Here is a 26,909-nt window from a genome sequence, read left to right on the forward strand (position 1 = left end):
TCCATTTCAACCCTGGAACAGGGGCGGCGAACCATGACACCCTGAATCCCGTGAAGCGAAGGAGCCCGGACATTGCCTACAGATGATGTGTGGATTCTCGACCGCCTGGGTCCCGACTGGGAGGTTCGCGCACTTCAGGAGGCCCTGCGGCAACAGGAAATCCCTACCCGGATCGTCGAGTTCTCCGAACTTCGGCCCACGATCGAGGGGCTGGCAATCCCTTCATCGAACTGGGGAACGCCCTCGCTGGCAGTGGTGACCGCGCGTGTACTGACACGGCACACCGAAGGAGATCTGGCCTTCCTGTACGACTGGCTGACGATGCTCGAAGACCAGGGCGTCCGCCTCGTCAATCCCGCCGGCGCACTCCGGCGTTGCCAGAACAAGATCCACCAAGCGGCCACCTTGCGTGCCGCCGGAGTGCCCGTCCCGGACACGGTCGCCGTGCGTCAGACCCGCGACGCCGAGGAATGCCTCGACCGTTGGCGCGATGTCATCATCAAACCGGTCTTCGGGCACGCGTCAGTCGACGTCCTTCGCATCCTGCCGAGCGGAACCGGCGGCCGAGACGGAGTGCTGCTCGGCCTCCGCGAAGACATCGTCCTATGGCACCTGTTACGCCGCCACCATGTCCTGTGCGCGCAGCCGTTCATCGAGAACCCCGGCCGCGATCTGCGCGCCATCGTCATCGGTGACCGCGTAGCCTCCTGCCATTACCACATCAGCACCACACCGGACGGCAGCGTCCGCAGCCTCTTCCACCCGCTCAAATGGGCGCCCGCGCCGCTGACGGCCGAGATCGAGCAGATCCTGCTCGCCTCCACCTCCGCCCTGAATCTCGACCTGGCCACCATCGACATGGTCGAAGGACCGAACGGCCCCGTCGTGATCGAGGTCAATCCCACCGTGTCCCGCTGGGAGCCGATCGAGCGGACCGACCTCGACCTGACACCCCACGGCATCACCGCCGCCCAAGTAGAACTCCTGAAAGACCTGGCAGGAACCCCGACGAAAAGCGCGCCCGCCCAAGGCGAGTAGGGATCTCACCTCGTGCTTTGAAGAAGCCGGGCTCCCAGGGGCGTAAGGGAGTGGCACACCCGGTGACGGTCACGGTGGGAGGCCAGAAGCCCGGCGTCCCTGAGCACCCGGGCATGTTCACTCGCGGACGCGGCCGAGATATGGGCCCGGCGAGCCAACTCGGTGGTCGAGACCGGCAACTCGGCGACGACCGTCATCACCACCGCCCTCGTAGGGCCGATGAGCGCCGCGAGCGGGCGCACAGCTGACGTCACGTCGCGAGTGAGCCAGGTCAGGTCGTGCTCGATCGGGTAGACGAGGACCTGCGGACCGTCGGGGCTCCGCAGCGTCGTTGGTGCGCGCCAGCAGAAGAAGGCAGGCTGGAGGATCAGCCCGCCGCCGTCCAGGTAGATGTCGCGGTCGGCAGGATGCCGGGGCAGGCTCAGCACCGGCGGTTCCCACACCGCCAGCGGGCGCAACGCGGCCAGGACCCCTTCGGTGCCACCGTCGAGGAAGGCCCGCGCGAGCCGGGCACGTTCCGCCTGTACGCCGGCGTCGATCGTGTCCCAATAAGGCTCGACGCTTTCCCGGTGATAGCGGCTAAGTGCCGTCCCGAGTTCGCGTAATGCTTCCGGGTCGCCCAGGCGTATCGCGCTGACGAATCCCTTAGAAGGGCGACGGACGGGTAGCTGGTCGGCATTCTGTCTCAACTGCTGCTTCGGCGTGCTCAGGACGGTCTCGATAGCCACTTGCAGACCACCGCCGGCGTCCGGCGGGGTCAGGAAATCCGCTGAGTAACCCCATGGCGGCGCCAGCGCGAACAGCGGCTGCATCACCGGATCCAGCCGCGGCCGAGTGCGCCGCCGCCATCGGTCGAACGCCAGGGCTCCCTCACGCTTCCCCAGAAGATGCACGCTGAGCAGCACCTCCCAGAGCCGATCGGATCCAGGCGCCACCCGCACCCGCGGTAGATCATCGCTGGTCAGATGGAACCGCAAAGCCACAAGAACACCGTCCCTGCTCTGGCGTCCCCCGCACAGATATCGCCCTCGGGGCTCTGGACACACGGTGAATGATCAGCACGCGGGGATCCAGATGGTGGCACGGACCGGCCAATCGACCACGCCCGTGGCGCGGACATTCGGACGTGACCGAAAGATGGTGAACCCGGCACCGGGGCGGGTCCACTCTGCCGACCATGGTGGCGATGCTTCTTCGATGTCTCGTGGCGGCACTCATCGGCGCAACGGTGGTGGCGTGTGGAACTGACCGAACACCGCCCTCCGGTTACGCCCGTGACCTCACCCCCGCCGAAAAGGCATCGGTAGAGGACGCGAAGAGCGTCCTGATCCGCGACTGCATGAATCGGCGAGGATTCCCCTATTGGATCAGGCCGTACGCGACGGCCCCCAAAGGATGGAACTTCCCGTACGTCGTCGATGACGTGGCCTGGGCACACCGGCACGGATATGGAAGCGATATCCAACGGCTCCTCGACGAGCGACGCCGCAACGACCCGAACCAGCGGTACCTGGCTTCACTGCCGGCAACGCGTAAGGCCGCCGCGCTCACAGCCATCAACGGACGACAATCCGTTGGCCTGTCCGCACGGCTGCCCAGCGGGGGCCTCGTCCGGCGGAGCCGCTTGGGCTGCCGCGCCGAGGCCGACCGGCGACTTTACGGCGACCTGGGCACCTGGTTCCAATTCGACACCACCGAAACCGACCTTGCCGCCATGCGCCGCGTAGAGGTGCAACGCGACAGCGAGTTCAAGGCCGCACTCCTGCACTGGGCCGCCTGCATGCGAAGCAGCGGGTCCCCCTATGCCACACCCATGCAAGCTCATAACGCGGCACAACTCGCGCCCAGCAACGAGATCCACCTTGCCGTGACCGAGGCGACCTGCGCTGACCGCACGGACTTCGCCGCAACCGCGCACCGACTCGACCTGCGTTACCGCGACGTCCTCCGGCAACAGCATCACACCGTCGAGGCCCTCGGATCACGGATGCAGCTCCGGGCAGCAACCCATGCTCGGTCAATCCTGTCCCACCACCAGATGATCGGAGAATCATGAGGAGAACGCTCACACTCCTGGCCCTCGCCGGCCTCGCCGCGGGTACCGCAACCGCTGTTCCCGCCTCGGCTCAGGCCGCCGTCACCGCGCAAGCCCAGGACGGATACTTCTACGCTTGGACCGGCACCAACGAGACGGGAACACGCTGCCGCTGGTACGGCAACTCAAGCGACTGGGGGACGTGCCGAAACGAGGCCTCATCGCTCTGGGACAACGGATACACCGACCCCGGAGACCCGGCTTACGTGCGCGTCTTCTGGGGACAGAACTGGACCGGCGCCTACACCTGCATCCGTCCCGGCTGGTACATCTCCGATCTCAGGCCGCGCGCGTTCGATGACTACTCCGACAGCGGCACCGACACCCGCGGTTTCGGCCAAACACTGAACGACAACATCGCCTCGCACTCCTGGATCACAGACTGCGAGCAATGATCGAAGCCGGCGGCCCGCGCCACTCGCACTCGTCGCGGGCCGCCGCTCCCCCGGGTCGCTGCGGGGCCTGACCGGGGCGAAAGGCAGGGGTTATCGCTGGCGGCGGGGGGTCGCCGAACGGGGCGGTGCCGAGCGCATGTGGTCGCGCACCGGCGTCAGCAGGTCGGCCAAGGCCTTGGTGTCCTTGCGCGATAGCGGTTGGAAGAGCTGCTGCCTGACGACCTCGGTGTGGCCGGGGAGCACCTTGGCCAGCAGCGCCCGTCCGGCATCGGTGATCGTGACCGTGACTCCCCGGTCGTCGTCCGTGGAGCGCGTACGGCTGACCAGGCCCGCCTTTTCGAGCAGGCCGGCCTGATACGTCAGTCCGCTGCGGCTGTACACGACGCCGTCGGCCAGGTCGGTCATGCGTTCGCTGCCGCTCGGCGAATCGAGGCCGAGAAGCGCCAGGAGCTGGAACTGCACGTAGCTGAGGTCGCCGGCCTCGCGCAGCTGCTGCTCGACCGCGTGCCGGAGCAGGCCCGCCACCTCCATGAGGGCGAAGTACGCGCCGAGCTGCGCGGCGTCCAGGGACGGCGGCGTGTCAGGCATGGCCTCACCCTATCAGCTGCTTCATCTTCGAAGCACTTGCTTCGAAGATGAAGCCCTGCTACGGTTCGGACAGTGCTTCGGATTCGAAGCACTTTGCCGACCGGATGTGAGGCATCCCAAATGAAGGCAGTTCGCTTCCACGAGTACGGCGACCCCGACGTCCTGCGGTACGAGGACGTCGACCAGCCGGTGCCGGGCGCCGGGCAGGTGCGGGTGCGGGTCGCCGCGACGACGTTCAACGGCATCGACGGCAACATCCGCGCGGGGCTCATGCAGGGCCCGATGCCCCTGACCTTGCCGCACATCCCCGGCCTGGACGTCTCCGGAACGATCGACGCGCTGGGTGAGGACGTCGGCGGCCTTGAGGTCGGTGACCGGGTCGTCGGCTTCCTGCCGTTCGTCGACGACGGCGCCTCGGCGGAGTACGTGCTCGCCCCGGCCGAGAGCCTGGCACCGGCCCCGACGAACGTCCCGCTCGCCGACGCGGCCGCGCTGCCCCTGGTCGGTCTCACCGCATGGCAGGCACTCTTCGACCACGCCGAGCTGAAGGCCGGGCAGCGGATCCTGATCAACGGCGCCGGCGGAGCCGTGGGCGGTTACGCGGTTCAGCTGGCCAAGGCTGCCGGCGCCCACGTGATCGCCACCGGCAGCCCCCGCAGCATCGGGCACGTCAAGGCGTGGGGTGCCGACGAGGTCATCGACCACACCACCACCAAGGTGACCACCGAGGTGACCGAGCCGGTCGACGTCCTGCTCAATCTCGCGCCGATCGACCCCGCCGAGTTCGCGGCGCTGGCCGGCCTGGTCCGCGACGGCGGCGTGGTGGTCAGCACCACCGTGTGGATGCCCGCCCCGGCCGACGAGGACCGCGGCGTGCGAGCCATCGACCTCTACGTCCGCAGCGACGCCGGGCAACTGTCGGAACTCGTGTCGCGTGTGGACCGTAGCGAGCTGACCGTCGACGTCACCGAGCGCGTCCCGCTGGCAGACCTGGCCTCGATCCACGCCCGCGCGACCGCCGGGACCCTGTCGGGCAAGGTCATCGTCCTGCCGGACACCGCCTGACCCACCCCTCCGGAAAGCCGCATCCCCGAGCCTGGTCGGGACGTGCGGTGCTCGCTGGTCGGGGCCGGGGTCGCCTGGATTTGTTAAACGATCGGCTAGCAGATTGTTAGTCGATCGTTTAACCTCTAGGGCCGGACGGTGAGAGGACTCCCATGCTCGAACCCCGCCATGAGGCGCTCGATCCCAGTCCCGCGGCCATCGACATCGCCGCCCTCCTGTACCCCGAACTGGCCGCCCTCGCGGTAGAGATCGTCGACCAGATCCGCGAACAGATCCCCGAGTACGCCGTCCCCCTGGGCGGAGCGTCCAGCGCTCCCATCCGGAACGGCATCGAGGAGGGGCTCCACCAGCTTCTCGCGCATTTCATCATCGGCACCCCGATCGAGAACCGGAACGCCGAGTTCTACCGCCGCCTGGGCCGGGGCGAGTTCCGCGAAGGCCGCAGCCTGGACGCGCTGCAGGCCGCCTACCGGATCAGCGCCCGGGTCACCTGGCGGCACTTCGCCCAGGCCGGGCACAAGGCCGGCGTCTCCCCCCGCCTGATGTACCTGCTGGCCGACAACGTCTTCGCCTTCACCGAGGAGATGGCGGCGTTGTCGGTCAGCGCGTTCACCGAACTTCGCGACCTGACGACCAGCGCCTTCGAGCAGAGCCGGCAACGGCTGCTGCGACTCCTGCTGACCGAGCCCGCGCAGGCCGTCCGGACGCGCCTGGCCGACCTGTCCCTCACGGCGCGGTGGCCGCTCCCCGACAGCGTGGCATGCGTGGCGATCAGCGAGGACTACGACGCCAGCCGAATGATCTCTCCAGCGTTGGACGCCGACATCCTCGCCGACCTGCAGCACCCCGATCCGTGCCTGCTCATCCCCCATGCCCCGTCGCCGGCCCGGTTCCACAACCTGCGCCGCGCCTTCAGGGGTGTGGAGTTCGCCCTCGGCCCCACCGTCCCGTTGGAGGACGCGGCGCATTCGCTCGCGCTGGCCCGTCAGACGCTGGCCCTGAAGTCCCAGGGCGTCCTGTCCGACGAGGAGCACATTCGCAGCGAAGACCACCTCGCCACGATGCATCTGCTCAGAGACGATGCCATCATGCGTGTCCTGTACCGGCGCGCACTCGCCCCCTTCGGCGAGCTCAAGAAGGAACAGCGCGACCGCCTCTGCGAAACGCTCCTCGCCTGGATCAGCACCGGTGGCTCGGTCATGGAAGTCGCCGCCCTCCTCCGGATTCACCCGCAGACGGTCCGCTACCGCATGCGCCGCATCGAGGAGATCTTCCCCGACCGTCTCAACGATCCCGACTGGCGATTCGAGATGCAGCTCGCCCTGCGCGCCCGCCAACTCACGCTTCACTGCCGAAGACGAAAACAAAGCCAGACATCCGGCCGGCGAAGACCGAACACCGCCAGCCCCCGACCCGCGAGATGACGCCCTTACCGCACCACGTTGCTAGGTGCGTCGAATTTGATTATCGCGGTCCGTAGTAGCGGCCGCTCAGTTCGGTCCTATCTCCTTGGCGCCGATCCACGCATTCGTGCCGGGGTGCTTCGCACCGATCCCACCGCAGATGCTCAGTGATCGACGAGGAGATAAAGATGCGATTGACCGCGCGAAGACCGCTCAGTGGGACGCTGGCCGCGGTCTGTGTACTGGCGGCCTCGGGATTAGCTCCGTTATCGGCGGCGGCCGCTCCGCAGCAGAGCAGTGCGGCCGTTTTGTGCCCGGCGCCGGGATGGGTGGCCGGTTGGGCGGCCAGCCCCACCGACGCAACGGTGGGCTTCGATGCTTCCTTGGGCGCTGTCCCTACAGCCCTCACCGACCAGACCGTCCGCATGGTGATCACCCCGCACCTGGGCGGTTCGTCGGTCAGAGTGCGGCTCAGCAACCGGTTCGGTACCCGCCCGGCGACGTTCGGGCGGGTCACGATCGCACCGCAGACCCAGGGCGCCGCGACCGGCACGCAGGTACCGCTGACCTTCCGCGGAGGCGCCTCGGTCACCGTGCCCGCCGGTCAGGACGTCGTCAGCGACCCGGCCGCGCTCGGCTTCACGGCGTTCACCCCGCTGGCGGTCAGCGTGTTCCTGCCCCGGTCCACCCAGACGGTCACCAAGCACTGGAACGCCAACGCCACCTCCTACTTCTCAGGCCGCGGCAGCGGAGACCTGACCGCCCGCACCACTGCGGACGGCTTCACCGACAAGACGCTCAGCTGGCTGCTGGTCACCGGCCTGGACGTGCAGTCGGACGCTCGCGCGGTAGTAGCGTTCGGCGACTCCATCACCGACGGCTTCGTCGGCGGCAGCCAGCTCAGCATCCCCGCCGACGCCTCCGTGGCCGACAAGAACGGCCGCTACCCCGATCTGCTCCAGCGCCGCCTGGACGCCGCCGGACTGCCGATCTCCGTCGTCAACGCCGGCATCGGCAGCAACCAACTGCTGGGCAGTCTCGGCCTCATGGACGGTCCCAGCGGCCTGACCCGCTTCCAGAAAGACGCCCTCGAGATACCTGGCGCCACCGGCGTCCTGGTCCTGGAGGGCATCAACGACCTCGGCCTGCACCCAGGCGTCACTCCCGCCCAGATCCAGGACGGCTACACCAGGCTCATCGCCGAAGCCCACACCGCCGGCAACAAGATCTGGCTCGCCACCCTCACCCCCGCCGCCAACTCCATCATCGACGGCACCGCCACCGCCCCCGACAGCGAGCGGTATCGGCAGCAGATCAATACCTGGATCCGCACCCAGACCCTCGCCGACGGCGTCGTCGACTTCGACGCCGCTGTCCGCGACCCCGCGATCCCCTCCCAACTCCTGCCCGCCTACGCCAGCCCCGACAACCTTCACCCCAGCCTCACCGGCTACAAAAAGATGGCCGACACCGTCCCCCTGGACCTCTTGAACACCGCCCCCTGCCCCTGACCCGACTCTGGGTGCACAAAGGACGCAGAACAAGTTGCACCGCAGGGTGAGAGACGGCTTTCGTGCTCGGCGTCAGGATGGTTGGACTTCGTCGAAGACGGCGACGGCTTGGGCGGGGTCTGGGCTCACGAGGCGTTCCAGACCGGCCGCCGTGATCTTCGCCCACTTGCCGGCCCGCGTCCACATCTGCTCCTCGAAAACGCGGACGGTCTCGTCCAGATCTCCAGGGCCGGCGGCAATGGACTCGGCGAGTTCGGCGCCTTCGAGCATCGCGAGGTTCGCACCCACTCCCAATGGAGGCATCAGGTGGGCGGCGTCGCCCAATAGCGTCACCCCGGGGACGTGGATCCAGGTGTGCGACACGGGCAGGACATAGAGAGGGCGATGGATAAAAGCGGTGCCGCGGCGGAGGAGCTCGAGGACGGGATCGGCCCAGCCCTCGAACAGTGCCAGCAGGCTTGATCGCACGGCCTCGACGTCGTCCAGGTCCGCGCGCCGGTTCAGGTTCGTGTTCCAGTCCAGCGGCGCGCGGAACCGGGCGTACACCTTGACGTGGCCGCCGCTGTTGCGCTGGGCGACGAGTGCGCGGTTCACGCCGTACACGGCCATGGAACCGTCGCCGATCAGCCGGGCGAGGTCGGGGTGACGGGTGTCGACGTCGTCCAGGGAGGTCTCGACCGAGGTGACGCCGGTGTAGTGCGGTGTCGCGGGCGAGAGTGCCGGGCGGACTCGGGACCAGGCGCCGTCCGCGCCGACCACGAGGTCGAACGTCTCCTGTCGCCCGTCCGCGAAATGGACCAGCACGCCGTCCCCGGTCCCCGGCACCACCTGCGTCACACGTCGCCCCCACTGAACGTCCAGGGGGCCGAGCAACAGGTCACGGAGTTGCCCGCGGTCGATCTCGGGATTGGCCCGCTCATCCGGATCGGGTCGCCAGTCGCGCAGCACGGTCCCGTCCGCGGTCAGAATGCGCATGGCCTGCCCCTCGGGACGCGACAGCGCCTGGAACTCCGCCAGCAACCCCGCCTTGTCCATTGCGAGCTGCCCCAGCTTCTCGTGCAGGTCCAGCGTGCCGCCCGGGGGACGGGCGTCGCGGGCGGGGTCGCGTTCGAGGACGGTGACGGGGTGATCGTGGCGGTGCAGGACGCGGGCAAAGGTAAGGCCCGCGGGGCCGGCCCCGACCACGGCGATACGATGTCTCATGACAATACACTGTATTTTGCCAATACGCTGTATCGCAACAGTACGATGTAGTCATGACTGTGTGGGACCGGCCGGAGCCGCCGACTCGCCCCGTGCCGCTCGACCGGCAGCGGATCGTCGCGGCCGCCATCGCGCTGGCCGACGAGGGCGGGCTGGCCGCAGTGTCGTTGCGCAAGGTCGCCGCCCGGCTGGACGTCGGCCCGATGCGGCTGTACGGATACATCTCCACCAAGGAGGAGCTGTTCGACCTCATGGTGGACGAGGTCTACGCCGAGATCCTGCCCGAGGAGCAGCCCGGTGACTGGCGGGAGGTGCTGCGCGTCCGCGCCCACCGCACCAGGCAGGCCGCCCTCCGTCACGAATGGCTGGCCGACCTGCTCGGCGGCCGTCCGTCACTAGGCCCCAACGCCCTCGCCGTGGCCGAAGCCACGCTGTCGGCCCTCGACGGCCTCGCCGACCTCGACACCGTCACGCGCGCCGTGGAGACCGTCAGCGCCTACCTCACCGGCGCGATCAGGCGCGAGATCGCGAACCTGCGGGCCGAGCGCGCCACGGGCCTGTCCGAGCGCGACTGGCAGCACGCCTCCGGCCCGTACCTGCGGAAAATGCTGGACACGGGCCGTTTCCCGGCGCTGACCAAGTTCGTGTACGACGGCACGGAGGTGGACGCCGAGGTGTCCTTTGCGACCGGCCTGGACTGGGTCCTCGACGCCGTCGCCGCCAAACTCGCCCGTCCACAGCCGTGACGCTCAGATCGTGCCGAATGTGAGCGAGGCCGGGGTCGGCGTCCGCTTCTTGGGTCGAGCCGCGCTGCTGACGCTGATGGAGAAGGTCCCGACACAAGGACACGCACAAAGAATCCAAGCGCCGCCCCACCGCAGGTCGAGCAGTTGTCGAAAGGGGGCTGAGGTCGAGCTATGGGTGTTCAGGAATCGGCCGGTGACTGATCCAGCAGGTGGCGGCGCAGGAAGGACAATTCGGCCGCGACGGCCTGTTCGTGTCCGTCGAGGAAGGGCTGGTAGTGCCCGCCGGGCAACCGGACGAGCTCCGCGCGGGCGGCACGGCCGGCCGCGGCGACGGACGGTGCGACGAGCGCGGACCGGTCCTGGTCGCAGACCAGGACCAGCAGCGGACAGCTGATCCGGGACGCGTCACGGCCGGGCCGGTAGAAGCCGAGACTCAGCGCGAAGCGGGCGGCGGCCACCTGCTGCCAGTCCGGGTACCGGTTGTCGGGGTTGAGTGCCTTGTCGGTTTCCAGGGCGTCGGGCGTGGTGAGGAACGCGACGGTCCCCGGCTCGCCATTGAGAGGGACCAGCAGGGGTGGCCGGCCGACCAGACCGCCGAGGGCATCAAGGACACCCCGGCCTGTCAGGCGCAACATCGCCAGCGGCGTCTGGTGACGCGCGGCGTTGCGGACGATGGCCTGACAATCGGCGTTCGGTGTCTGCGCGATCGCCGCAGCGACCCGCGGGTCGCGCGCCGCGACGTGCAGGACGTGGCCTCCCGACAGTGAGAAACCCCAGAGCGCTACCTTGGTTGGATCGACTCCCGGCAGCGTGGCCGCGAACCCGATCGCGGCCTGCCAGTCGGCGAGCTCGTCCTTGATGCGCACCACCTGGCGCGGCCTGCCGCCGCTGTCCCCGAGACGGCGATGGTCGAAGGCCAGGACGGTGAACCCCGCATCGGCGAAACGTTCCGCGAACGGGTCGGTGCCCGGCTCCTTTGTCACCGCGAACCCGCCCGCCATGACCACACAAGCGCCGTTCGTGCCCGGGTAGTGCCAGGCCCCGCACTCGGTATCGCCACTGACGAAACGAACCTTCTCCCGATTCACGGACATCTGCGTGCTCTCCGTTCGGTAAGCGCGGGCGCCATTCGCGTGGGCGAGGGCGTCACATAGGCGGTAATCATGAGGCAATCCAGAGTTCGTAAGGGAAGCTCGTGCCGTCGAGAGAGCACCTATATGCCTTCCATCCCTCTCGTTCGTACTGCTGGCCGGCGTCGATGCAGGCCCTCTTGCTCGGGTAGTTCTGCACGTACGTCCAGGCGTACTGAAGGCTGGTGCCCGTCTTCGGGGCCGCCTGGGCGGGCGCGTTGAGTCCGCCGACCACGAAGATCGCGGTAGCGGCGCCGGCGGCTGCGGTGCGTAGACGCATTCAGGTGGTTCCTTTCGATGTGAGTTCGTATCGACGAGTTGTCTGGCCGAAGACCGGCGGGCTGCGCGCTCGTCCCGTCGCGTGTTTTCCGGTCAGAGGGTGATCTTCGGTGTTCCGACGCTTGTCGAACTACCGGCGGGGACCATGTTGGCGGTGACGACGAGTCCCTTGGAGAAGGTCCGATTGATGTTCCACTGGCGGGCGCACTCACCGTAGGTGCACGTGTGGACTTCGTTCCTCAAGAGCGTGTTCCCGACCCAGAGGTGGAAGGTGTAGGTGGCGCCGGCGTGCCCTATGCCGCCGACAAGCTCAAGAGTGACCTTCCCCAGCGTCGCCTGGGTGCTGGAGACGGAAGTTTCTCCGATCACGAGTTCGACATTCTTGTTCACTTTGGATCTCGTGCTCTCGGCGGCCATCGTGCCCGTCGTGTTTCGTGCGCTCGTCGCGGTGCTCGGTCGAGTTGCACCGAGAGCGGAACCGCTTACCAGCGTCGTCGCGAGGACCGCCACGATCGAGGAGGACAGGGAAACGAGGGAACGGTACTGTCGCTTTCGCATTTCGGATCCTTTCAGAGGATGCCAACCCGTCCATCACCACTGCAGTGGACGGCCAAGACGATTTGCGCTTCCCTTGCAGCGCCGCAGGACCGCAGGGCCGGGGTGACTTTCGAAATTCACTCCGGGAACCCTGCCGGTGCTTAGGAACGTGATCGGCCGCAGCGCGTCCAGGCCGCGGCGGACTCAGTGGCCGGTCCGGCCGCGGTGGCGAAGATGAGCTTCACTCTCCACTCCACCTTGCGCACGGCCTTCTTCCGCCTCCTTCACCTCCAGGGACCGGCAGGACTCGGCCAGCTTATACTTGTCCAATAATATATGCAACACATATTTTACGAGGCACGTCTAAGGACGGACGGATGGCAGGTGGGCGACCAGGGAAGCCGGAGTTCACGGGTGGCGGCGCCTCACTCCCCCGAGCGTCCGGATCCCGGAGTGGAGGCGGTTGAGCAGCTGCTTGTGGTTGCCGAGGTTGCGGCCCTGGCTCCGTCAGAAGGCTGCGAACAACGCTTCGCGCGCCAGGCGTTCAGGGTTGCCTCCAGCCGCGAGCACCGGCAGGGCCGTGGACGAACCGCGCAGCACCGTGGCCGCCCTTACCCGCGGCAGCCTTCCCCGCCACTCCCCCGAACGAGCGTGATCGCCGACCTGCGGGAGCCGGTGCGGTATGCGCTGCCGCCTGCGACGAACGCGGCGGCGAGTCCCTATTCTCTACACCGAACCCCGCTCTTCAGCGAACCATATTATTTGGGTACAATATGGTACGAACTTCGTACATGGCTTGGAAAGGTCAGCGCATGACACCCGAGGATGCCGATGTCGCGCAGCGCCGGCGCCAGCGACGGCTGAGCCATGTGATCGCGGAGTCGCTGCGCGAACTGAGCGTTCAACTCTCCTTGCTCAACCATCAGGTCGGCGCACAGGTCGAACTCAAGGACGTCGACTTCTACTGCCTCGACCTCATCAACCGGCACGGCCCGCTCAGCCCCACCGCCCTCGCCCGGCGTGCCGGCCTGCACCCTGCCACGATGACCGGCATCCTCGATCGGCTCCAACGCGGCGGCTGGGCCACCCGCGACCGCGACCCGGACGCGTCCGACCGCCGCGCCGTCACCGTCCGGGCCCTGCGCGACCGCAACTCCGAACTCTTCAAGCTCTATTCGGGAATGAACGCCTCGATGGAGGAGATCTGCGCCGATTACACCGACGCCGAACTCGAACTGGTCATCGGCTTCCTGCGCCGTACCACCGAGGCCGGGCAGAATGCGACCGACCGACTGGTCGGCGGCTGAGCAGCGGCCATAGACGCCGTCAGCTCTGGAAGGCCGCGGCGTGGTCGGCGACCCACTCGGCGTAGGTGCGCGCGGGACGGCCGAGGATCCTTCGCACCTCATCTGTGACGGCTTCGGCCGGCCCGGCGCCGCGGGCGTACCGAGCCACCAGGGCGTCCACGAACGGCTGCGGAAGGCCGCGTTGGATCATGCCTTGCTTGAACGCCTCCGCAGGGACCTCCTGAAAGCGGAGCGGCCTGCCGATCACGTTGCCGATGATGTCCACCAGCTCCTGGTGGGACAGGGACTGCGGGCCGGTAAGCCGCAGCTTCTCGCCCGTCAGTTCGGCGCTGAGCAGCGCCCGGGCAGCGACCTCCGCCAGGTCCTTCTCGTGGATCAGGGGTTCGGCGAAGGACGCATACGGACCGCGGACGACGTCACCGGCACGGACCTGAGGGGCCCACGTGTTGAGGGTGTTGGCCGCGAAGGAAGCGGCCCGCAGACTCACCCACTCCACCCCGCTTGCGACGGCGGCGTCCTCGGCTTCCTTGTTCCTGTCTCCCTGGAAGCGAGACGGCTGCTCGGCCGGGTCATCGTCGACGTTGATGGCCGAGAGCGCCACGACTCGTCCGACACCCCGCTCTTTGGCGAGTGCCAGCAAGCCACCGGCGGCCTCCCCGACGGCGCGCGGGTGGAGGAACACCGAGCTGACGCCCTCCAGGAACGCGGCGATCGTGTCGGGCTGCGACGGATCTCCCGCTACGACCTCGACACCGGCGGGGAGGTCGGCAAGCTGCGGATCACGGGTGACGGCACGAACCTTGGCGCCTTCGCCGACCAGCAGGTCGACCAGCGGGCGTCCGATGGTGCCGGTCGCTCCGGTTATCAGGATCACGGTGCCCCTCTTCGTCGTTCATACGCGCTAAATAAACTATGACTCTCATATTATACTGAACTCGGATGACATGCATCGCCGGGGAGGAACGCCGAGCGGACTGCCGTCTGGAGCCGCGGCCACGGCGGCGCGGGGCGGAATCGCACTGGTCGGCGGTCAGCTGCTCAGCCGGTTCCTTGACGCTCAGCGCAGTACGGCTGACAGCAGGTCGGTGCCCAACGCCGTCACGTCGGGCAGATTGAGCGTGTAGCGGACGTAACGACCGTGTCGACGCGCCGTGAGCAGGCCCGCGCGGCGCAGGACGGCGAGGTGGCGGGACACCTCCGGCGGTGAGAGTTCCCAGAAGTGGGCCAGCTCGCCGGTGGTGTGCGGGCCACGGGCCAGAGTGCGCAGCAGCCGCAGCCGTACCGGATGCGCGAGCGCCTCCAACCGGAGGGTGACCGTCTCCAGAGAGACCGGCTCAGCCGGGCTCGGCTCGGCGACGGGGTACTGCACCACCGGATGCCACCCGGGCGCGTGGACCGCCACCAGGTGCGGGCGGCCGAAGACGCTGGGGATGAAGGTGACCCCGGCGTCGCGGGCGGCGGTCGCCTTGTCCTGCACCTTGTCCACGATGATGCAGTCGCCGTCCGGTGCCAGGGTGACCGCGCCGGAGACCGAGGCGAGCGCCGCGCCGACGCCCTGGCGCCTGAGCAGGTCGTTCTTCAGGCGCAGATCGGTGGCGAGCTGCGCCGCGACGCCCGCCCAGGCGTCGTCGAAGAAGGCTGCGGCGCATTCTTCGAGGGTCTGGCGCACCCGCGCCCGCACCGCGGCCGGGTCCGCGAGCAGCCGTTCCGCAAAGGCCTCCTGCAGCGCGCCGCGGGCTTGGGCCACGTCCAGGGCTCGCTCGCGCGCGGTCGTGTCGGTGAGCGGCGATGTCCCGGGGAAATGGACCCGGTTGCTGCCGCAGGTGGTGACGAGCGCGGCGGTCACATATGTCTCGTCGTCGATACGGTCCACGTCGTCCAGCTCCTCGGCGAGGGTCGGACGGGGTCGCGCGGGGATCAGGAAGTCGGCCTGTGAGGAACGCCAGAGGAACTCCGCCTCCGTGAGCCGCTCGGCCAGCTCCGGCCGCAGCCCGGCCCAGACGTCCGCGGCCCAGCCAGCGAACTGCGGGTGGTGACCGGGTGCGGCCAGCACGTGCAGCATCGCGGTCAGCTCGGCCAGCGGGGAGGCGGCGAACCGCACTCGCCCGGACGGCAGGCCGCTGATGTCGATCCTCAGCGTCATTCCCCCATCATCACCGCCCGGACGACCTGGCTACGGCGTCGATTGACGATGTGCGTCAACTGACGGGCCCTACCTCGGCGGTCGGACGCACCGTCTGACGCCATGGCAACCATCACCAGAATCCAGCCGGGCGTCCTCGTCCGCGCCTCCGGAGGCCCCCGCTATGCCGTCGCCCTGGCCGTGGACGCGGTAGGCACCGGCTTGTTGAGGCCCTTTCTGCTGCTCTACGGCGTGGCGGTGCTGGGGCTGTCCGCGCCGGTCACCGGCACCGCCATGACTGTTGGCATCGTCGCGGGTCTGGTGAGCATGCCCGCGGTGGGCCGATGGCTGGACCGCGGCGCACGCAGCACGGTCGTGGCGGCATCGATGCTGGTGCGGGTGCTGGGCGTGGCGCTGCTGCTGGCCGCACCGGCGGGGCACGTCTGGCCTTTCGCGGCGGCGGCGCTCTTCCTCGGCATCGGCAACCAGGCATGGCCTGCCGCCCACGCCGCCCTCGTGGCGACGGTCGCCCACGGCCGGGAACGCGACACCGCCCTCGCCGCGTCCCGTGCCCTGCGCAACGCCGCCCTGGCGTGGTCGGTCCACGTGCACGCACGTCCAGCGGAGACTTCCCCGGCCAAGGACCGGGACGACGAGCCCGCACCCCGGATGCTCGCGCTGCTTGCCGCCAACGTGGTCTACGTCTTCTGCCTCAACGTCCCCGAGATCGCGATTCCTCTGGTCCTGGTGACGCAGTTCCACGCGTCCCCGGTGTGGCCGGCAGCGGTCTTCATGGCCAACACGGTGCTGGTGGTCGGCCTGCAGGTGCCGGTCACCGTCCTGATGTCCCGCTTCTCCCGGCGGAGCGTGCTGGCCCTCTCCGGCGTGGTGCTCGCCGCGTCCTACCTGGGCTTCCTCGCGGCCACCTCACTGGGCCACGGCCGGGGTACTCCGGCCGTCGCCGCGGTGTCCGTGGTCTGCACGATCGGCGAGATCATCTACGCCGGCAGTGCCACCGCGCTCGTCACCGCACTCGCCCCGGCCCATGTCCTGGGACGAGCCCTCTCCCGCTTCCAACTCTCCACGGGCTTCGGCCTCGCCGTCTCCCCTGCGGTCATCACCGCTCTGGCCTCCCACGGCCCGACCGCCCTCTGGGGCAGCCTCGCCGCGGCGACACTCGTCTCCGCTTCCGCCGTTGCCACCGAGAGGGACGGGGACCCGGGACGCCGGACCTGAAGATCGATATCAGTCTGGTTGTGAGACTTCCTCGGATTCGACGATCGTGGTTCCATGGTCACCGAGCAAGCATTCGGGGGCCAACGCGGAGCGCCGAGCGAGGGAGTACCGAATGGGCCTGCGCTTTCTCGAGAGGTCGTGGGTGCTCCTGGCGGCCGCGGCCGTGCTGGTCCTGGGCCTGGTGCAGGCGGCGCAGGCGCACATCGAGCGGCCGTCGTACTGGCCGTCTCCCGGGCCCGACTGCTCCGTCAGCCCGTGCGCGGGCGGGAAGGTGCCGACACCGCGGAGCCTGGCGTCGGCCGTCGAGACCGTCCCGCGGAGCACGACCCGCGTGGTGTGCCGGAAGGACTCGCTGACACGGCTGGACGCCTCGATCAAGCGGGCGCTGAAGTCGGGCTACAACGTCCGCCCGCACGACCACCGGACGCTCAGCGCCACCAAGGCGCGGGACCTGAAGCGGATCAACCGGGCGTTGTTCGACCGGTGCCGGTACAGCGAGATCCAGCCCGCGGTGACCGATTCGCGGAACAACGACCGGGTCGTGGTGCTGCCGGGCGTCTACACCGAGCCCACGGCGCGGAAGAAGCCGACCCACGACCCCGCGTGCGACCAGTACAAGCTCAGCACGGGCGCCTACTCCTACCTCGGCGAGTACACCTGCCAGAACGACGCCAACCTGATCGCCGTGCTCGGCCGGACCCCCGGCGGCGGCAAGGACCCGGACCCGCCGCTCGTCGACCGGCACGGCATCCCCAACCGGGGCGCGTGCGTGCGCTGCAACCTCCAGCTCGAAGGGTCGGGCGTGAGCGCCGACGACGTGGTCGTGGACGCCGGCGACCCGTCGTCCGGCAACGGCGGCCCGCGCAACTCGGCGAAGGACGTGGGCATCCGCGCCGACCGGGCCGACGGCTTCGTGCTGCGGAATCTGACCGTCCGGCACGCCAACGAGCACGACATCTACGTGCTCGAGAGCAACGGGTACCTGCTGGACAGCTTCAAGACCTTCTACGCGGGCGAGTACGGCGTGCTCACCTTCGTCGAGGACCACGGCGTGATCCAGAACTGCGAGGCGGCCGGCAACGGCGACTCCGGGCTGTATCCCGGGTCGGGCGCGAAGACCGCGGCCGGACGCGACGAGCGCGTCTACCCGACCGCGCGCTACAGCCAGGAGATCCGCTACTGCGACTCGCACCACAACACCAGCGGCTACTCGGGCACCGACGGCAGCGCCACCTGGGTGCACCACAACAACTTCTACGGCAACGCCCTCGGCTTCACCACCGACGTTTTCACCGCCGCCGGGCATCCCGGTTTCCCCCAGCAGGGCGACCTCGTCGAGCGCAACGACTTCTACTCCAACAACTTCAACCCGTACCTGGCGGACAGCGACGTGGTGCCGACCGTGCCGGTCCCGGTGGGGAGCGGGATGTGGATCGCCGGTGGTGACGACAACGTCGTCCGGAACAACACTTTCCGCGGCAACCTGCGGCGCGGGGCCATGCTCTTCGCCGTCCCGGACGCGTTCGTCTGCGCCGACAAGCCCATGACGGGCTGCGACCCGCTGAAGCTGTCCACCTCGCACCGCAACCAGTTCTACGGCAACAAGATGACCGGCAACGGCGTGGACTTCTGGTGGGACGCCTTCCCCGGCAATTCCGGGAACTGCTGGTATTCCAACGGCACCGTCACCAGCTCCCCCGGTAACCTGCCGGACTGCCTGAACGGCAAGGCGCCCTTCCTCAGCATCGGGTTCGGCAACCTGGGCAACGAACTCGAACTGCTCACCTGCATGTCCAATCTGAAGCCCGGCGGGCCGTGCCCCTGGTTCACGACCCCCAAGGCCACCGCCCCGCCCGCGTCCAGGACGGCGTCCGCCGGTGACCCCGACCACCCCGGGACGAGCGAACTCAACGACGCGATGCTCGCCGCGATGACCTGCCATTCCTGGCAGGAGATGACGACCGACCAGCGCGACCACATGCTGGCCAAGATGGCGGTGTTCATGGGCGGCCAGATCGATCATCCAGGGGCTCGCGGCACGACGCTGAGCGGCCAGAAGGCGACCAGCATGCTCAACAACGCCTGCGGGCTGTCCTTCGCAGGGCCGTTCAAGCTCTACAAGCTCTACGCCCGGGCGGCGGCCTTCCCTCTGCAGTTCCCGTAACGGCTCAAAGAACCGCGCCCCATCATCTGCGGCTGCTGACGCGTCCGTTGGCGCCACCTCAGGTTGCGCGCTCCCGAAGTTGGACTGTACTGTAAAGTATAAGTTCGGCTGAGAGGGGACCGGCATGGACACCAACCTCTGGAACCAGATGAGCGCCGGCGTGCTGCGGCAGCGGGCGGCGTCCGGGGCTCCGGTGCTGCTCCCGGTCGGAGCGACCGAGCAGCACGGCCCTCACCTGCCCACCGGGGTCGACGACTTCCTCGCCGCCGAGGCGTGCCGTCGGACCGCCGCGCTGATGGCCGAACGCGGCCGACCCGTCGTGGTGGCGCCGTCCGTGTGGTGCGGGCTGTCCGAGCACCACATGGGCTTCGGCGGTACCTTCACGCTGTCCCTCCCGACGTACCATGCGTTGCTTCGTGATCTGTGCGGTTCAGTGCGCCGCGCGGGCTTCCGGCGGCTGCTCATCGTGAACGGGCACGGCGGCAACGTCCTCGCGCTCGGCGCGATAGGTCACGAGCTGTCCCGCGAGCTCGACCTCGACATCGCGGTGACCAGCTACTTCACGGCCGCCGAGGGGCGTATCGCGGAGATCCTCGAGTCGCGCGACACCTTGATGCACGCCTGTGAGGGCGAGACGTCGATGATGATGGCCGCGTACCCCGACCTCGTGGACCACGCCCGCATCGCGGAGGCCACCGGGCCGGACATCAGCCTCCAGTCGCGTCCCGACCACTTCGTGCAGCAGTCCCGGCCCTTCGACGCGGTGACGCCGACCGGCGTGGCCGGAGACGCACGCCCGGCGACGTCCGCGAAAGGGAACGCCATGCTCGACGCCTGCGCCGCGGCGATGGCCGACTGGCTGATCCAGTGGGGGTCGCCGACCGATGACCACGGCGGCACCACAACGACCCGGGAGACCAGCGTGCGAGCGGGGAGCGCCAGTTGAGCGCGGACCGGCGGAAGGATTCCGAACGCCGCAGGACGGCCTCCGACGAGAAGATCCTCGCAGCGGCGAAGGAACTCTTCCTGGCCGACCGCTACGACGGGGTCACCCTGGAACGGATCGCCGAGCGCGCCGGAGTCTCACGGCAGACCGTCTACAACCGCTTCAGTTCGAAGGAGACGGTCTTCCGGGAAACGGTCCGCTACCACTGGTCGGCGTTCGCCGACCCGGACCGGCAGCTCATCGAGTGCGACGCCGGCGCGAGCGCCGAGGAGGTCCTCCGTGGCTTCGCCCAATCGCTCCAGCGCTTCGCCACCCAGACCGACCAGATCCGTTTCGCCCGGCTCGTGGTGGCCGAGTCCGGGCGTCTGCCGTGGATCGCGGACGACTTCTACCGGGTGGGCAAGGGGCCGGTCGTCGCCGCGTTCGTCGACTGCCTCGACGGTCTGGTCCGCAACGGCCGTCTGCGATGCCCGGACACCTACCTCGCGGCGCGCCAGTTCATGGGCCTCGTCCAGGAATTCCTCGTCTGGCCGGGGGTCATGGCCTTCGAGGAGGAGATTGCCGTTCAGCCTTCCGCGGAGGTGGTGATCGAGGAAGCAGTAATCAGCTTCCTGGCCCGCTACGCCCCCGAGCCCCACGGCCCGGCGCGACCCGCCTGAATCTGCAACCGATCCGCCTCGGCTTCTCTCCGGAGTGTCCGTCATGCCCGCAGACACCCTTTCTCTCGGCGATGTCGAGATCACGCGCGTCATCGAATGGTCCGGCCCCATTCGTACCGCCCGCTTCATCGTCCCCGACAGCGACGAGAAGACCTGGCGGGACAACCAGGAGTGGCTGGCGCCGGACTTCTGGAACCCGGCCGACGACGCCTACCGCTGCCACATCCAGACCTGGGTCCTGCGCAGCGAGGGAAAGACCATCCTGGTGGACACCGGGATCGGCAACGACCGGGAGCGCCCGCAGGTCCCGCAGTTCGCCGGGCTGAAGACCGACTACCTCGCCCGCCTGCGCGAGGCCGGCGTCGCGCCCGAGGACGTCGACGTCGTCGTCAACACCCACATCCACTACGACCACGTCGGCTGGAACACCGAACTGCGCGACGGGCAATGGCTGCCCACCTTCCCCAACGCCACATACCTGATACCGCGCGCCGACAATCTCTATTTCGACCCGGAAAGCCCTCGCCGCCGCCGGGCGCCGCGCGACGACCACGAACGCATCCGCTGGGAGTGCAGCAAACTGGTGTTCAAGGACAGCATCGCCCCCATCCACCAGTCTGGGCAGGCCGTCCTGTGGGAGGACGCCCACCGCATCGACGGCAACCTGCTGCTGGAGGCCGCACCGGGCCACACCCCCGGTTCGTCCGTCCTCACCCTCCGCTCGGGCACCGACCGCGCCGTCTTCGTCGCGGACATGCTGCACAGCCCCGTCCAAGTCCTTGAACCCGCTTGGAACAGCTGCTTCTGCGACGACCTCCAACTCGCGGCCAAGACCCGTCGCGCCTATCTCTCCCGCGCCGCCGAGCTGCGAGAGCTCATCATCCCCGCCCACTGGCCGGGACACGGAGCCGCCGAGGTCCGCAAGGACGGTGACGGCTTCGCCATCACCGCCTGGGCCGCCTTCCCACGCGGCAGTTAGCGAGGCCGTCTAGGACGCATCAGCGACCTGGACACCTTTGGAGCGCAGGACGGCCCACGCTGCCGTCAAAACCTCAAGGCCTGGAGCGTGGTGGGAAGGCTGGCGGGCCTGTAATCGTCATTACAATGATGCGGCGGATCGACCACGGGGCATCACAGCGAGGGGGCGGGAGCCGATGAGCCTTCGTCAATACGAGTACGCCTTGGCCGTCGCCGAGGAGGGCTCGGTGACGGCGGCCGCGGAGCTGTTGCACGTCGCTCAGCCGTCGGTATCCCAGCAGATCCGCGGACTGGAGCGGGAACTCGGCGTCGAACTGTTCTCGCGCACCCCGACCGGACTGGTGCCCACCGCGGTCGGCCGCGCCTTCCTGCGGGAGGCGGAGATCGCGGTGAGCGCGTCGCGGCGGGCGAAGGCGACGGCGCGGGCCGGCGCGGAGGAGCTGACCGGCGAACTGGTGGTCGCGGCGCAGATGGGGTTCGGCGCGCGGCAGCTGCCGGGTGCCCTGGGCGCGCTGCGCCGCCGCTACCCAGGGCTGGAGGCCACCGTCTTCGAGGAGCCGAGCTCCGCCGAGCTGGATCGGCTGTGCCGCCGGGGACTGCTGGACCTGGCCTTGATGGCGGCGTGCGAGCAGAGCCCCGACGACGCCCACCACCTCGGCGGCGAGGAGTTCGTCGTGGTGCTGGGCGCCGGGCACCGGCTGCTCGCAGCGGACCGCGTCGAGCTGCACGACCTGGCGGGCGAGCCGTGGGTGAGGTTCGACCGCGGCAGCGCGCTCGACGGCGTGCTGCTGAACGTGCTGCGGGACAATGGTCTCGCTCCTGCCACGGCCGCCCGCGTGAGCCAGACGCCGACGGCCGTGCGCTGGGCCGCCGACGGGCTGGGGGTGACGCTCGTTCCGGCCTCAGCGGTGCCCCACGGTTACGAGCACCTCGTCCGCCCGGTGTCCCCGGGTGTGTCCCAGCCCGTCATCGCCGTGCTCCGGCACCGTGCAGGTCCGGCGGGGACGGCTCTGCTCGAATGCCTCCGTGAGCAGACCTGGTCCGAACCCGCTTCGTTGTCGTCGGCGTCCTGACGGCGGAGAAGCGGGCTCCGCTGAGGAAATTCCCTGGGCATCAATTCATGGGGAATTCGCCGCCGTCCACGATGAGATTCCTCCCGGTCAGCCAGCCGGCTCGCTCGGATATGAGGAAAAGCACCGCATTTGCGATGTCGTCGGCCTCACCGTCGCGCCCCAGCGGCGCGGTGTCGTCGGCGCTGACCTCGCCCGGTACGGCGCCAAGGCGGGCCCACTCCTCCCGCGTCGCTATGCCGCCGGGAGTGGCGGTCCGCCCGGGGCTCACGACGTTGACCCGGACTCCGGACGGGGCCAACTCCGAGGCCAGGCCACGGCTGTAGTTCTCCAGGGCCGCCTTCGCCGCCGTGTAGTGCAGGAACGGTCCCATCGGGGTGAGGACGGCGGCCGAGGAGATGTGCACGATCGCCCCCGAACGCCGTTCCCGCATTCCCGGTGCCAGCAGCGAGTCCAGTCGCACCGACGCCAGAAAGTTCAGGTCCAGCGCGTCCTGCCATACTTCGTCGGGAATGGCGGCGGCGCTCTCGTACGGCCCCGCTCCACCCGCGTTGTGAACCAGGATGTCCACACCGCCGAGCACCTCCTTCGCGGCCCCGGCGAGTGCCTCGGCTCCGGCACGCGTCCGCACGTCGGCCTCCACGAAGGACGCCCCTTCCGGGGTCGTGGCCGTCGCCGACCTGGCGGTCGTGAGCACCTCGGCGCCGGCGTCCAGGAGCTGGCGGACGACGGCCGCTCCGATCCCGCGGGAACCTCCCGTGACCAGGGCTCGCTTTCCTGCGAGTTCTCGCGTTCCCGACCCGTTCTCGATCGTGGGCATAACCTCGGTCCTCTCGATCGCGTGTTAGTCCGCTCGACGTAAGAAATCAACGCACGCACACCGCGCATCCTCAAACGGATCGCGGTGAATACCCCGTCGAGCCGTTTCACGGTAAGCCCGCAAAAGAACCCAAGGCAAAGAGGAAATGACAGCAGCAGCTATAGGAAACGCCTATGGCGCCCCGTCTGCGCCCTGCGACGGCGTCCGCCTGGCCGCGCACTACGGCGTGAGGGTGAGGCCGGGGGCTCAGCCTCGGGGACGGTCCGCTCGGTCGCGGGTGCCGCCGGAGGCCTGGACGTAACTGGCCACGATGGCCTCCAGTTCGGCGGGGGTGATCACGTCCTCGATGCGGTCGAAGCCTTCCGGGGCTCGGCGTTCGACCTCGTCGATGACCTGTTCCGGGCCACCGAGCCGGTTGCGGAGGACGATCCGGGTGGTGGCGGGGAGGCGGTCGTTCTCGTAGGCGAGCAGGGCTTGGGCGGGTTCGGTATGGGCCGAGAGATGGGCGCTCAGGTTCACCGCGTCGAGGATGGCCTGGCCGGCGCCGTTGGAGCCCATCGGGTACATGGGGTGGGCGGCGTCGCCCAGCAGGGTGACGCGGCCGCGCGTCCAGTGGGGCAGGGGGTCGCGGTCGCACATGGGGAACTCGAACCGGTCCCGGGTGGCCTCGATCATGGCGGCATGGTCGAACAGGTCGCAGGTGAAGCGCTGGACGTGCGCGGCCAGGGCCGCCGGGTCGGCCGGACGCGTCCAGTCCTGCTCGTCGGGCGGCGGGTCGCCGGGACGGCCGGTCAGGACGCCCATGGCCCAGTTGGTCAGCCGGGTGCCCGGAGTCGCGCCCGCCGCGATCGGGTACACGACCAGTTTGGCGGCGTTGCCGCCCATGATCACCATGGTGCGGCCGGTGCCGAACGCGGGCCAGTCGGTGGCGCCGCGCCAGGTCGTCATGCCGCTCCAGCGCGGTGGGCCCTCATCGGGGAACAGGATCGACCGCGTGGTCGAGTGGATGCCGTCGGCGCCCACCAGGATGTCCGCGCGTGCGTGCGAGCCGTCGGCGAACCGGGCGGTCACGGCCTCGGCGTCCTGCTCGAAGCCGACCAGGCGGTGGCCGGTGCGCACCGCGTCCGTGCCCAGCCGTTCCGTCACCGCGCGGTGGAGCAGACCCTGCAACCGGCCGCGATGCACGCTGATCTGCGGGTGCGCGAAGCCGGCGGCCAGGCCGCAGGGCTTGCGCATGATCTCCTGCCCCAGCCGGTGGGTGTAGATCAGCTCACCGGTGCGCACCCCGATCTCGTCCAGCCGGTCCAGCAGCCCCACCGCACCCAGTTCCCGGACCGCGAACGGCAGCGCGTTGATCCCCACACCGAGCTCACGGATCTGCTCGCCGCGCTCGTAGACCACGCAGGCGATGCCCTCGGCGTGCAGGCGCAAGGCGGTGAACAACCCGCCGATCCCGGCTCCCACGATCATGACCTTCACGGCTCCTCCTCGTCCTCATCGAGGGTGTTGCGGCCACCGTCCGGCGATCCATCGGCTTCGCGGTTCGTGGTTCTCGAGCGAAGCGAACCGGTCGTGATCAGCCGTGCGGTGATGCGGACGACGGCCAGAGCTGCAACGCCGACCAGGCCGAGAAGCGCGAGGCGCAGGGTGGGCGTCCACGGCCAGCTCGGGCCGGACGGGCCGAGGTCGGCGGAGCGGTACTCCAGGATCTTGCTGGTCCACCGGGCCGTGGGCCTGTCGAACGTACGGGCCATGGAACGCAGCACCGGGTCGAACGCGAAACCCGGCTGCCGGTGCGGGTATTCCAGCGGGACGCCGGCGCGGCGGGCGGCGGCTGCGATCTCGGGGTCGGGGTTCGCCGCGGCGGTGGTGCCCGGGACCATCAGACGGTCGACGTCGTCTCCTGCGCCGTCGAGGCGTGCCCGTGGGACGAAGGTCAGCCCGTGCCGCGAGCGCACGGTGGCCGTGGACGCGATCGCGACCGTCCGGGCGGCCTTGACCTCGGCGTACGGGCTGAACACCGAGGCGAGTTCCAGTTCCCCGACGCCGTCGGTGAGCACCACCCCCACCGTGCTGGTTCTCGAGCGGTAGCCGAGGTTGAGCAGGTGCACGATCGCGTTGGACGGGGACAGCCGCGATTTCGGCATGCTCGCGGGCACGCCGGGAGAGTAGTGGCGCCAGCCGACGGTCCGGGCGGCCGCGGCGGCGGTGTCCGCGCCGGCCAGCCGCTCGATCACCCGCAGCGTCCCGTCCACCGAGGACAGCAGCCCGCCCGTGGTGATCACGTTTCCGTCGTCGAGGTAGCGGACTCCGCGCCGCCAGTGCACCGCAGGATGCGCGTCCTGCAGGCCCGAGAGCCGGTACCAGTGCGTGGTGGCCTCGCGGCCGTCGAGGAGACCGGCGTCGGCGACCAGCCGGGCTCCGGTGCACACGCTCATCACCAGTCCGCGGCTCGCGGTACTCCGCAGCCAGGCGATGACGCGGCGGTCGCTGTCCTTGTCGGACGGCATCTCCGGCACCACGGTGACGTCCGGCGCTCTGCCGTCCAGCCGCCGGCTCAGTTGCACGAAGTCCACGTCCGGGACCAGGTCCAACCCCCCGAGCAGCGGCAGGGGGCGGCGTTCGGGTGCGACCGTGTAGACGTTGAACTTCCCCGTGCTCGCCAGAACGTCATAGGGGACGAGCGTGTCGGCCACGTTGGCACCCGCGTTGCCGACCACGATCGCCACGGTGGGCTTGCCCGGAGCATGCACGGGCGGGGCCACGGCGGGGAGGCGCTTGGCCGCGGGTGGCGCGTACCGGTAGGAAGCAAAACTCCGTGCGCTGATGAGGAACTCCACGCCCGGGACGAGGAACAAGGCCACAAGGACGATCAGCCCGCGGCCGAGGACCCGCAAGACCCGTTTCTTTCTCACGACGTCACCCGACCCCAAGCCCGTTGCCCGAGGCTCGATCGCATCGCGGTCACCGGCTCCTGGCCGTGAAGGTCAGATGGGTGACGCCCGAGGGCGTCGAGACCGCTTCGATGTCGAACGCGTCCTCCAGCGACTCCAGGCCGTCCCAGAGCCGGACGCCGCGGCCGAGCAGGATCGGGACCTGCACCACGTGCATGTGATCGACCAGTCCCTCGGTGAGGAAGTCGCGTATCACCGAGGCCCCGCCGCCCAGGCGCACGTCCTGGCCGTCGGCCGCCTCGCGGGCCCGCTTGAGCGCCTCGGCGGGCGAGGCGTCCAGGAAGTGGAACGTGGTGCCGCCCTCCATCTCGATCGGCGGCCGCGGCCGGTGGGTGAGCACGAAGACCGGGGTGTGGAACGGCGGGTCGGCGCCCCACGCGCCCTGGTAGCCGGGGTCGTCCTGCCAGCCGGGTGGACCGAACTTGCCGGCGCCCATGATCTCGGCGCCGATCCCGGGCCCGTGCAGTGCGGCGACGGCGTGATCGACGCCGGTGCTCCCGCCCCGTCCACCGCCCATCTGGTGCCAGAAGCGGGTGGCGAACATCCATTCGTGCAGGCGTTCGCCGGCGTGCCCGAACGGGGCGTCGGGAGCCTGGCCCGCGCCGGTGGCGAAGCCGTCGAGCGAGATCGAGAAGTTGTGCACACGAACATCGGACATCACAG

The 26,909-nt window shown here is 69.1% G+C and carries 26 protein-coding genes; 14 read left to right on the top strand and 12 right to left on the bottom strand.

Annotated features, from left to right (window positions below; translation table 11 throughout):
• The first annotated feature begins 72 nt into the window (after window positions 1-72).
• Entirely contained in the window at window positions 73-1,038 is a 966-nt protein-coding gene (locus QP089_RS19950) for an ATP-grasp domain-containing protein (RefSeq protein ID WP_285913208.1), read from the top strand.
• Between the two features lie 5 nt (window positions 1,039-1,043).
• Here QP089_RS19950 and QP089_RS19955 read toward each other — a convergent pair whose 3' ends face one another.
• Window positions 1,044-1,943, bottom strand: coding sequence for an ArsR/SmtB family transcription factor (locus QP089_RS19955; RefSeq protein ID WP_285913209.1), 900 nt, complete (start codon window positions 1,941-1,943; stop codon window positions 1,044-1,046).
• A 272-nt stretch (window positions 1,944-2,215) separates the two neighbouring features.
• Here QP089_RS19955 and QP089_RS19960 point away from each other — a divergent pair, with 272 nt between their 5' ends.
• Complete coding sequence (locus QP089_RS19960; RefSeq protein WP_285913211.1) at window positions 2,216-3,094, top strand: hypothetical protein; 879 nt, start codon at window positions 2,216-2,218, stop codon at window positions 3,092-3,094.
• Window positions 3,091-3,528: a hypothetical protein gene (locus QP089_RS19965; protein ID WP_285913212.1), complete on the top strand. Its 438-nt coding sequence runs from the start codon at window positions 3,091-3,093 to the stop codon at window positions 3,526-3,528. Before QP089_RS19960 ends, QP089_RS19965 begins: the two co-directional genes overlap by 4 nt.
• Window positions 3,529-3,618: 90 nt before the next feature.
• On the opposite strand, the gene QP089_RS19970 is transcribed toward QP089_RS19965, so the two are convergent.
• Entirely contained in the window at window positions 3,619-4,116 is a 498-nt protein-coding gene (locus QP089_RS19970; protein WP_285913213.1) for a MarR family winged helix-turn-helix transcriptional regulator, read from the bottom strand.
• Between the two features lie 120 nt (window positions 4,117-4,236).
• On the opposite strand from QP089_RS19970, the gene QP089_RS19975 reads away from it, so the two are divergent.
• The 3 genes from QP089_RS19975 to QP089_RS19985 all read left to right on the top strand — a co-directional run bounded on the left by QP089_RS19975 (window position 4,237) and on the right by QP089_RS19985 (window position 8,095).
• Window positions 4,237-5,181 (top strand): NADP-dependent oxidoreductase, encoded by a 945-nt coding sequence (locus tag QP089_RS19975; protein WP_285913214.1) that lies wholly within the window; start codon window positions 4,237-4,239, stop codon window positions 5,179-5,181.
• 152 nt (window positions 5,182-5,333) lie between these two features.
• Window positions 5,334-6,605, top strand: coding sequence for a PucR family transcriptional regulator (locus QP089_RS19980; protein ID WP_285913215.1), 1,272 nt, complete (start codon window positions 5,334-5,336; stop codon window positions 6,603-6,605).
• A gap of 362 nt (window positions 6,606-6,967) precedes the next feature.
• Window positions 6,968-8,095 (top strand): GDSL-type esterase/lipase family protein, encoded by a 1,128-nt coding sequence (locus QP089_RS19985; protein WP_285913216.1) that lies wholly within the window; start codon window positions 6,968-6,970, stop codon window positions 8,093-8,095.
• A 72-nt stretch (window positions 8,096-8,167) separates the two neighbouring features.
• Here QP089_RS19985 and QP089_RS19990 read toward each other — a convergent pair whose 3' ends face one another.
• A complete protein-coding gene (locus QP089_RS19990; protein ID WP_285913217.1) occupies window positions 8,168-9,298 on the bottom strand; it encodes an FAD-dependent oxidoreductase in 1,131 nt (376 codons plus the stop codon).
• Window positions 9,299-9,351: 53 nt separating this feature from the next.
• Here QP089_RS19990 and QP089_RS19995 point away from each other — a divergent pair, with 53 nt between their 5' ends.
• Window positions 9,352-10,044 carry a TetR/AcrR family transcriptional regulator gene (locus tag QP089_RS19995; protein ID WP_285913218.1) on the top strand — a complete coding sequence of 231 codons (693 nt, stop codon included), beginning with the start codon at window positions 9,352-9,354 and terminating at the stop codon, window positions 10,042-10,044.
• A gap of 179 nt (window positions 10,045-10,223) precedes the next feature.
• On the opposite strand, the gene QP089_RS20000 is transcribed toward QP089_RS19995, so the two are convergent.
• From QP089_RS20000 to QP089_RS20010, 3 genes are all read right to left on the bottom strand, one after another.
• Window positions 10,224-11,138, bottom strand: coding sequence for an alpha/beta hydrolase (locus QP089_RS20000; protein ID WP_285913219.1), 915 nt, complete (start codon window positions 11,136-11,138; stop codon window positions 10,224-10,226).
• A gap of 67 nt (window positions 11,139-11,205) precedes the next feature.
• The gene (locus QP089_RS20005) at window positions 11,206-11,454 is read right to left on the bottom strand and encodes a hypothetical protein (protein WP_285913220.1); all 249 of its coding nucleotides are present in this window, start codon (window positions 11,452-11,454) and stop codon (window positions 11,206-11,208) included.
• Between the two features lie 92 nt (window positions 11,455-11,546).
• Window positions 11,547-12,011, bottom strand: coding sequence for a hypothetical protein (locus QP089_RS20010; RefSeq protein WP_285913221.1), 465 nt, complete (start codon window positions 12,009-12,011; stop codon window positions 11,547-11,549).
• Between the two features lie 791 nt (window positions 12,012-12,802).
• Between QP089_RS20010 and QP089_RS20015 the strand changes: the two genes are divergently transcribed.
• Window positions 12,803-13,297 carry a MarR family transcriptional regulator gene (locus tag QP089_RS20015; RefSeq protein WP_285913222.1) on the top strand — a complete coding sequence of 165 codons (495 nt, stop codon included), beginning with the start codon at window positions 12,803-12,805 and terminating at the stop codon, window positions 13,295-13,297.
• A 19-nt stretch (window positions 13,298-13,316) separates the two neighbouring features.
• On the opposite strand, the gene QP089_RS20020 is transcribed toward QP089_RS20015, so the two are convergent.
• Window positions 13,317-14,171: an NmrA family NAD(P)-binding protein gene (locus QP089_RS20020; protein ID WP_285913223.1), complete on the bottom strand. Its 855-nt coding sequence runs from the start codon at window positions 14,169-14,171 to the stop codon at window positions 13,317-13,319.
• Window positions 14,172-14,354: 183 nt separating this feature from the next.
• Window positions 14,355-15,440, bottom strand: a complete 1,086-nt coding sequence (locus QP089_RS20025; RefSeq protein ID WP_285913224.1) for a DUF5937 family protein — start codon at window positions 15,438-15,440, stop codon at window positions 14,355-14,357.
• Window positions 15,441-15,542: 102 nt separating this feature from the next.
• Between QP089_RS20025 and QP089_RS20030 the strand changes: the two genes are divergently transcribed.
• The 6 genes from QP089_RS20030 (at window position 15,543) to QP089_RS20055 (ending at window position 22,475) form a co-directional block, all read left to right on the top strand.
• Entirely contained in the window at window positions 15,543-16,655 is a 1,113-nt protein-coding gene (locus tag QP089_RS20030) for an MFS transporter (RefSeq protein ID WP_285913225.1), read from the top strand.
• 112 nt (window positions 16,656-16,767) lie between these two features.
• Window positions 16,768-18,819, top strand: a complete 2,052-nt coding sequence (locus QP089_RS20035; RefSeq protein ID WP_285913226.1) for a right-handed parallel beta-helix repeat-containing protein — start codon at window positions 16,768-16,770, stop codon at window positions 18,817-18,819.
• 124 nt (window positions 18,820-18,943) lie between these two features.
• Complete coding sequence (locus tag QP089_RS20040; RefSeq protein WP_285913227.1) at window positions 18,944-19,765, top strand: creatininase family protein; 822 nt, start codon at window positions 18,944-18,946, stop codon at window positions 19,763-19,765.
• The gene (locus QP089_RS20045; protein WP_285913228.1) at window positions 19,762-20,424 is read left to right on the top strand and encodes a TetR/AcrR family transcriptional regulator; all 663 of its coding nucleotides are present in this window, start codon (window positions 19,762-19,764) and stop codon (window positions 20,422-20,424) included. The genes QP089_RS20040 and QP089_RS20045 overlap by 4 nt, the downstream gene beginning before the upstream one ends.
• Before the next feature lie 43 nt (window positions 20,425-20,467).
• Window positions 20,468-21,403, top strand: a complete 936-nt coding sequence (locus QP089_RS20050; RefSeq protein WP_285913229.1) for an MBL fold metallo-hydrolase — start codon at window positions 20,468-20,470, stop codon at window positions 21,401-21,403.
• Window positions 21,404-21,578: 175 nt separating this feature from the next.
• On the top strand, window positions 21,579-22,475 hold the full coding sequence (locus QP089_RS20055; protein WP_285913230.1) for a LysR family transcriptional regulator: 897 nt from the start codon (window positions 21,579-21,581) through the stop codon (window positions 22,473-22,475).
• 40 nt (window positions 22,476-22,515) lie between these two features.
• Here the strand turns inward: QP089_RS20055 and QP089_RS20060 are convergent, their stop codons facing one another.
• The 4 genes from QP089_RS20060 to QP089_RS20075 form a co-directional block, all read right to left on the bottom strand.
• The gene (locus QP089_RS20060; protein ID WP_285913231.1) at window positions 22,516-23,292 is read right to left on the bottom strand and encodes an oxidoreductase; all 777 of its coding nucleotides are present in this window, start codon (window positions 23,290-23,292) and stop codon (window positions 22,516-22,518) included.
• Between the two features lie 246 nt (window positions 23,293-23,538).
• Window positions 23,539-24,762 carry a flavin-dependent oxidoreductase gene (locus QP089_RS20065; protein ID WP_285913260.1) on the bottom strand — a complete coding sequence of 408 codons (1,224 nt, stop codon included), beginning with the start codon at window positions 24,760-24,762 and terminating at the stop codon, window positions 23,539-23,541.
• 5 nt (window positions 24,763-24,767) lie between these two features.
• Entirely contained in the window at window positions 24,768-26,207 is a 1,440-nt protein-coding gene (locus QP089_RS20070) for a DJ-1/PfpI family protein (protein ID WP_285913232.1), read from the bottom strand.
• A gap of 49 nt (window positions 26,208-26,256) precedes the next feature.
• Window positions 26,257-26,904 carry a dihydrofolate reductase family protein gene (locus QP089_RS20075; RefSeq protein WP_285913233.1) on the bottom strand — a complete coding sequence of 216 codons (648 nt, stop codon included), beginning with the start codon at window positions 26,902-26,904 and terminating at the stop codon, window positions 26,257-26,259.
• Between the last annotated feature and the right edge of the window lie 5 nt (window positions 26,905-26,909).

This window comes from Actinomadura opuntiae, from assembly GCF_030283205.1.
Classification (GTDB): Bacteria; Actinomycetota; Actinomycetes; order Streptosporangiales; family Streptosporangiaceae; genus Spirillospora.

Excerpts from the sequence above, each read along its gene's own strand:
- QP089_RS20055 (WP_285913230.1), top strand. The coding sequence starts at position 21,579 with ATGAGCCTTCGTCAATACGAGTACGCCTTGGCCGTCGCCGAGGAGGGC.
- QP089_RS20030 (WP_285913225.1), top strand. The coding sequence starts at position 15,543 with ATGGCAACCATCACCAGAATCCAGCCGGGCGTCCTCGTCCGCGCCTCC.
- QP089_RS20065 (WP_285913260.1), bottom strand. The coding sequence starts at position 24,762 with ATGATCGTGGGAGCCGGGATCGGCGGGTTGTTCACCGCCTTGCGCCTG.
- QP089_RS19995 (WP_285913218.1), top strand. The coding sequence starts at position 9,352 with ATGACTGTGTGGGACCGGCCGGAGCCGCCGACTCGCCCCGTGCCGCTC.
- QP089_RS20015 (WP_285913222.1), top strand. The coding sequence starts at position 12,803 with ATGACACCCGAGGATGCCGATGTCGCGCAGCGCCGGCGCCAGCGACGG.
- QP089_RS20005 (WP_285913220.1), bottom strand. The coding sequence starts at position 11,454 with ATGCGTCTACGCACCGCAGCCGCCGGCGCCGCTACCGCGATCTTCGTG.
- QP089_RS20035 (WP_285913226.1), top strand. The coding sequence starts at position 16,768 with ATGGGCCTGCGCTTTCTCGAGAGGTCGTGGGTGCTCCTGGCGGCCGCG.
- QP089_RS20040 (WP_285913227.1), top strand. The coding sequence starts at position 18,944 with ATGGACACCAACCTCTGGAACCAGATGAGCGCCGGCGTGCTGCGGCAG.
- QP089_RS20050 (WP_285913229.1), top strand. The coding sequence starts at position 20,468 with ATGCCCGCAGACACCCTTTCTCTCGGCGATGTCGAGATCACGCGCGTC.
- QP089_RS19975 (WP_285913214.1), top strand. The coding sequence starts at position 4,237 with ATGAAGGCAGTTCGCTTCCACGAGTACGGCGACCCCGACGTCCTGCGG.
- QP089_RS20000 (WP_285913219.1), bottom strand. The coding sequence starts at position 11,138 with ATGTCCGTGAATCGGGAGAAGGTTCGTTTCGTCAGTGGCGATACCGAG.
- QP089_RS19965 (WP_285913212.1), top strand. The coding sequence starts at position 3,091 with ATGAGGAGAACGCTCACACTCCTGGCCCTCGCCGGCCTCGCCGCGGGT.
- QP089_RS20060 (WP_285913231.1), bottom strand. The coding sequence starts at position 23,292 with ATGCCCACGATCGAGAACGGGTCGGGAACGCGAGAACTCGCAGGAAAG.
- QP089_RS19960 (WP_285913211.1), top strand. The coding sequence starts at position 2,216 with ATGGTGGCGATGCTTCTTCGATGTCTCGTGGCGGCACTCATCGGCGCA.
- QP089_RS19980 (WP_285913215.1), top strand. The coding sequence starts at position 5,334 with ATGCTCGAACCCCGCCATGAGGCGCTCGATCCCAGTCCCGCGGCCATC.
- QP089_RS19970 (WP_285913213.1), bottom strand. The coding sequence starts at position 4,116 with ATGCCTGACACGCCGCCGTCCCTGGACGCCGCGCAGCTCGGCGCGTAC.
- QP089_RS19990 (WP_285913217.1), bottom strand. The coding sequence starts at position 9,298 with ATGAGACATCGTATCGCCGTGGTCGGGGCCGGCCCCGCGGGCCTTACC.
- QP089_RS20025 (WP_285913224.1), bottom strand. The coding sequence starts at position 15,440 with ATGACGCTGAGGATCGACATCAGCGGCCTGCCGTCCGGGCGAGTGCGG.
- QP089_RS20010 (WP_285913221.1), bottom strand. The coding sequence starts at position 12,011 with ATGCGAAAGCGACAGTACCGTTCCCTCGTTTCCCTGTCCTCCTCGATC.
- QP089_RS20075 (WP_285913233.1), bottom strand. The coding sequence starts at position 26,904 with ATGTCCGATGTTCGTGTGCACAACTTCTCGATCTCGCTCGACGGCTTC.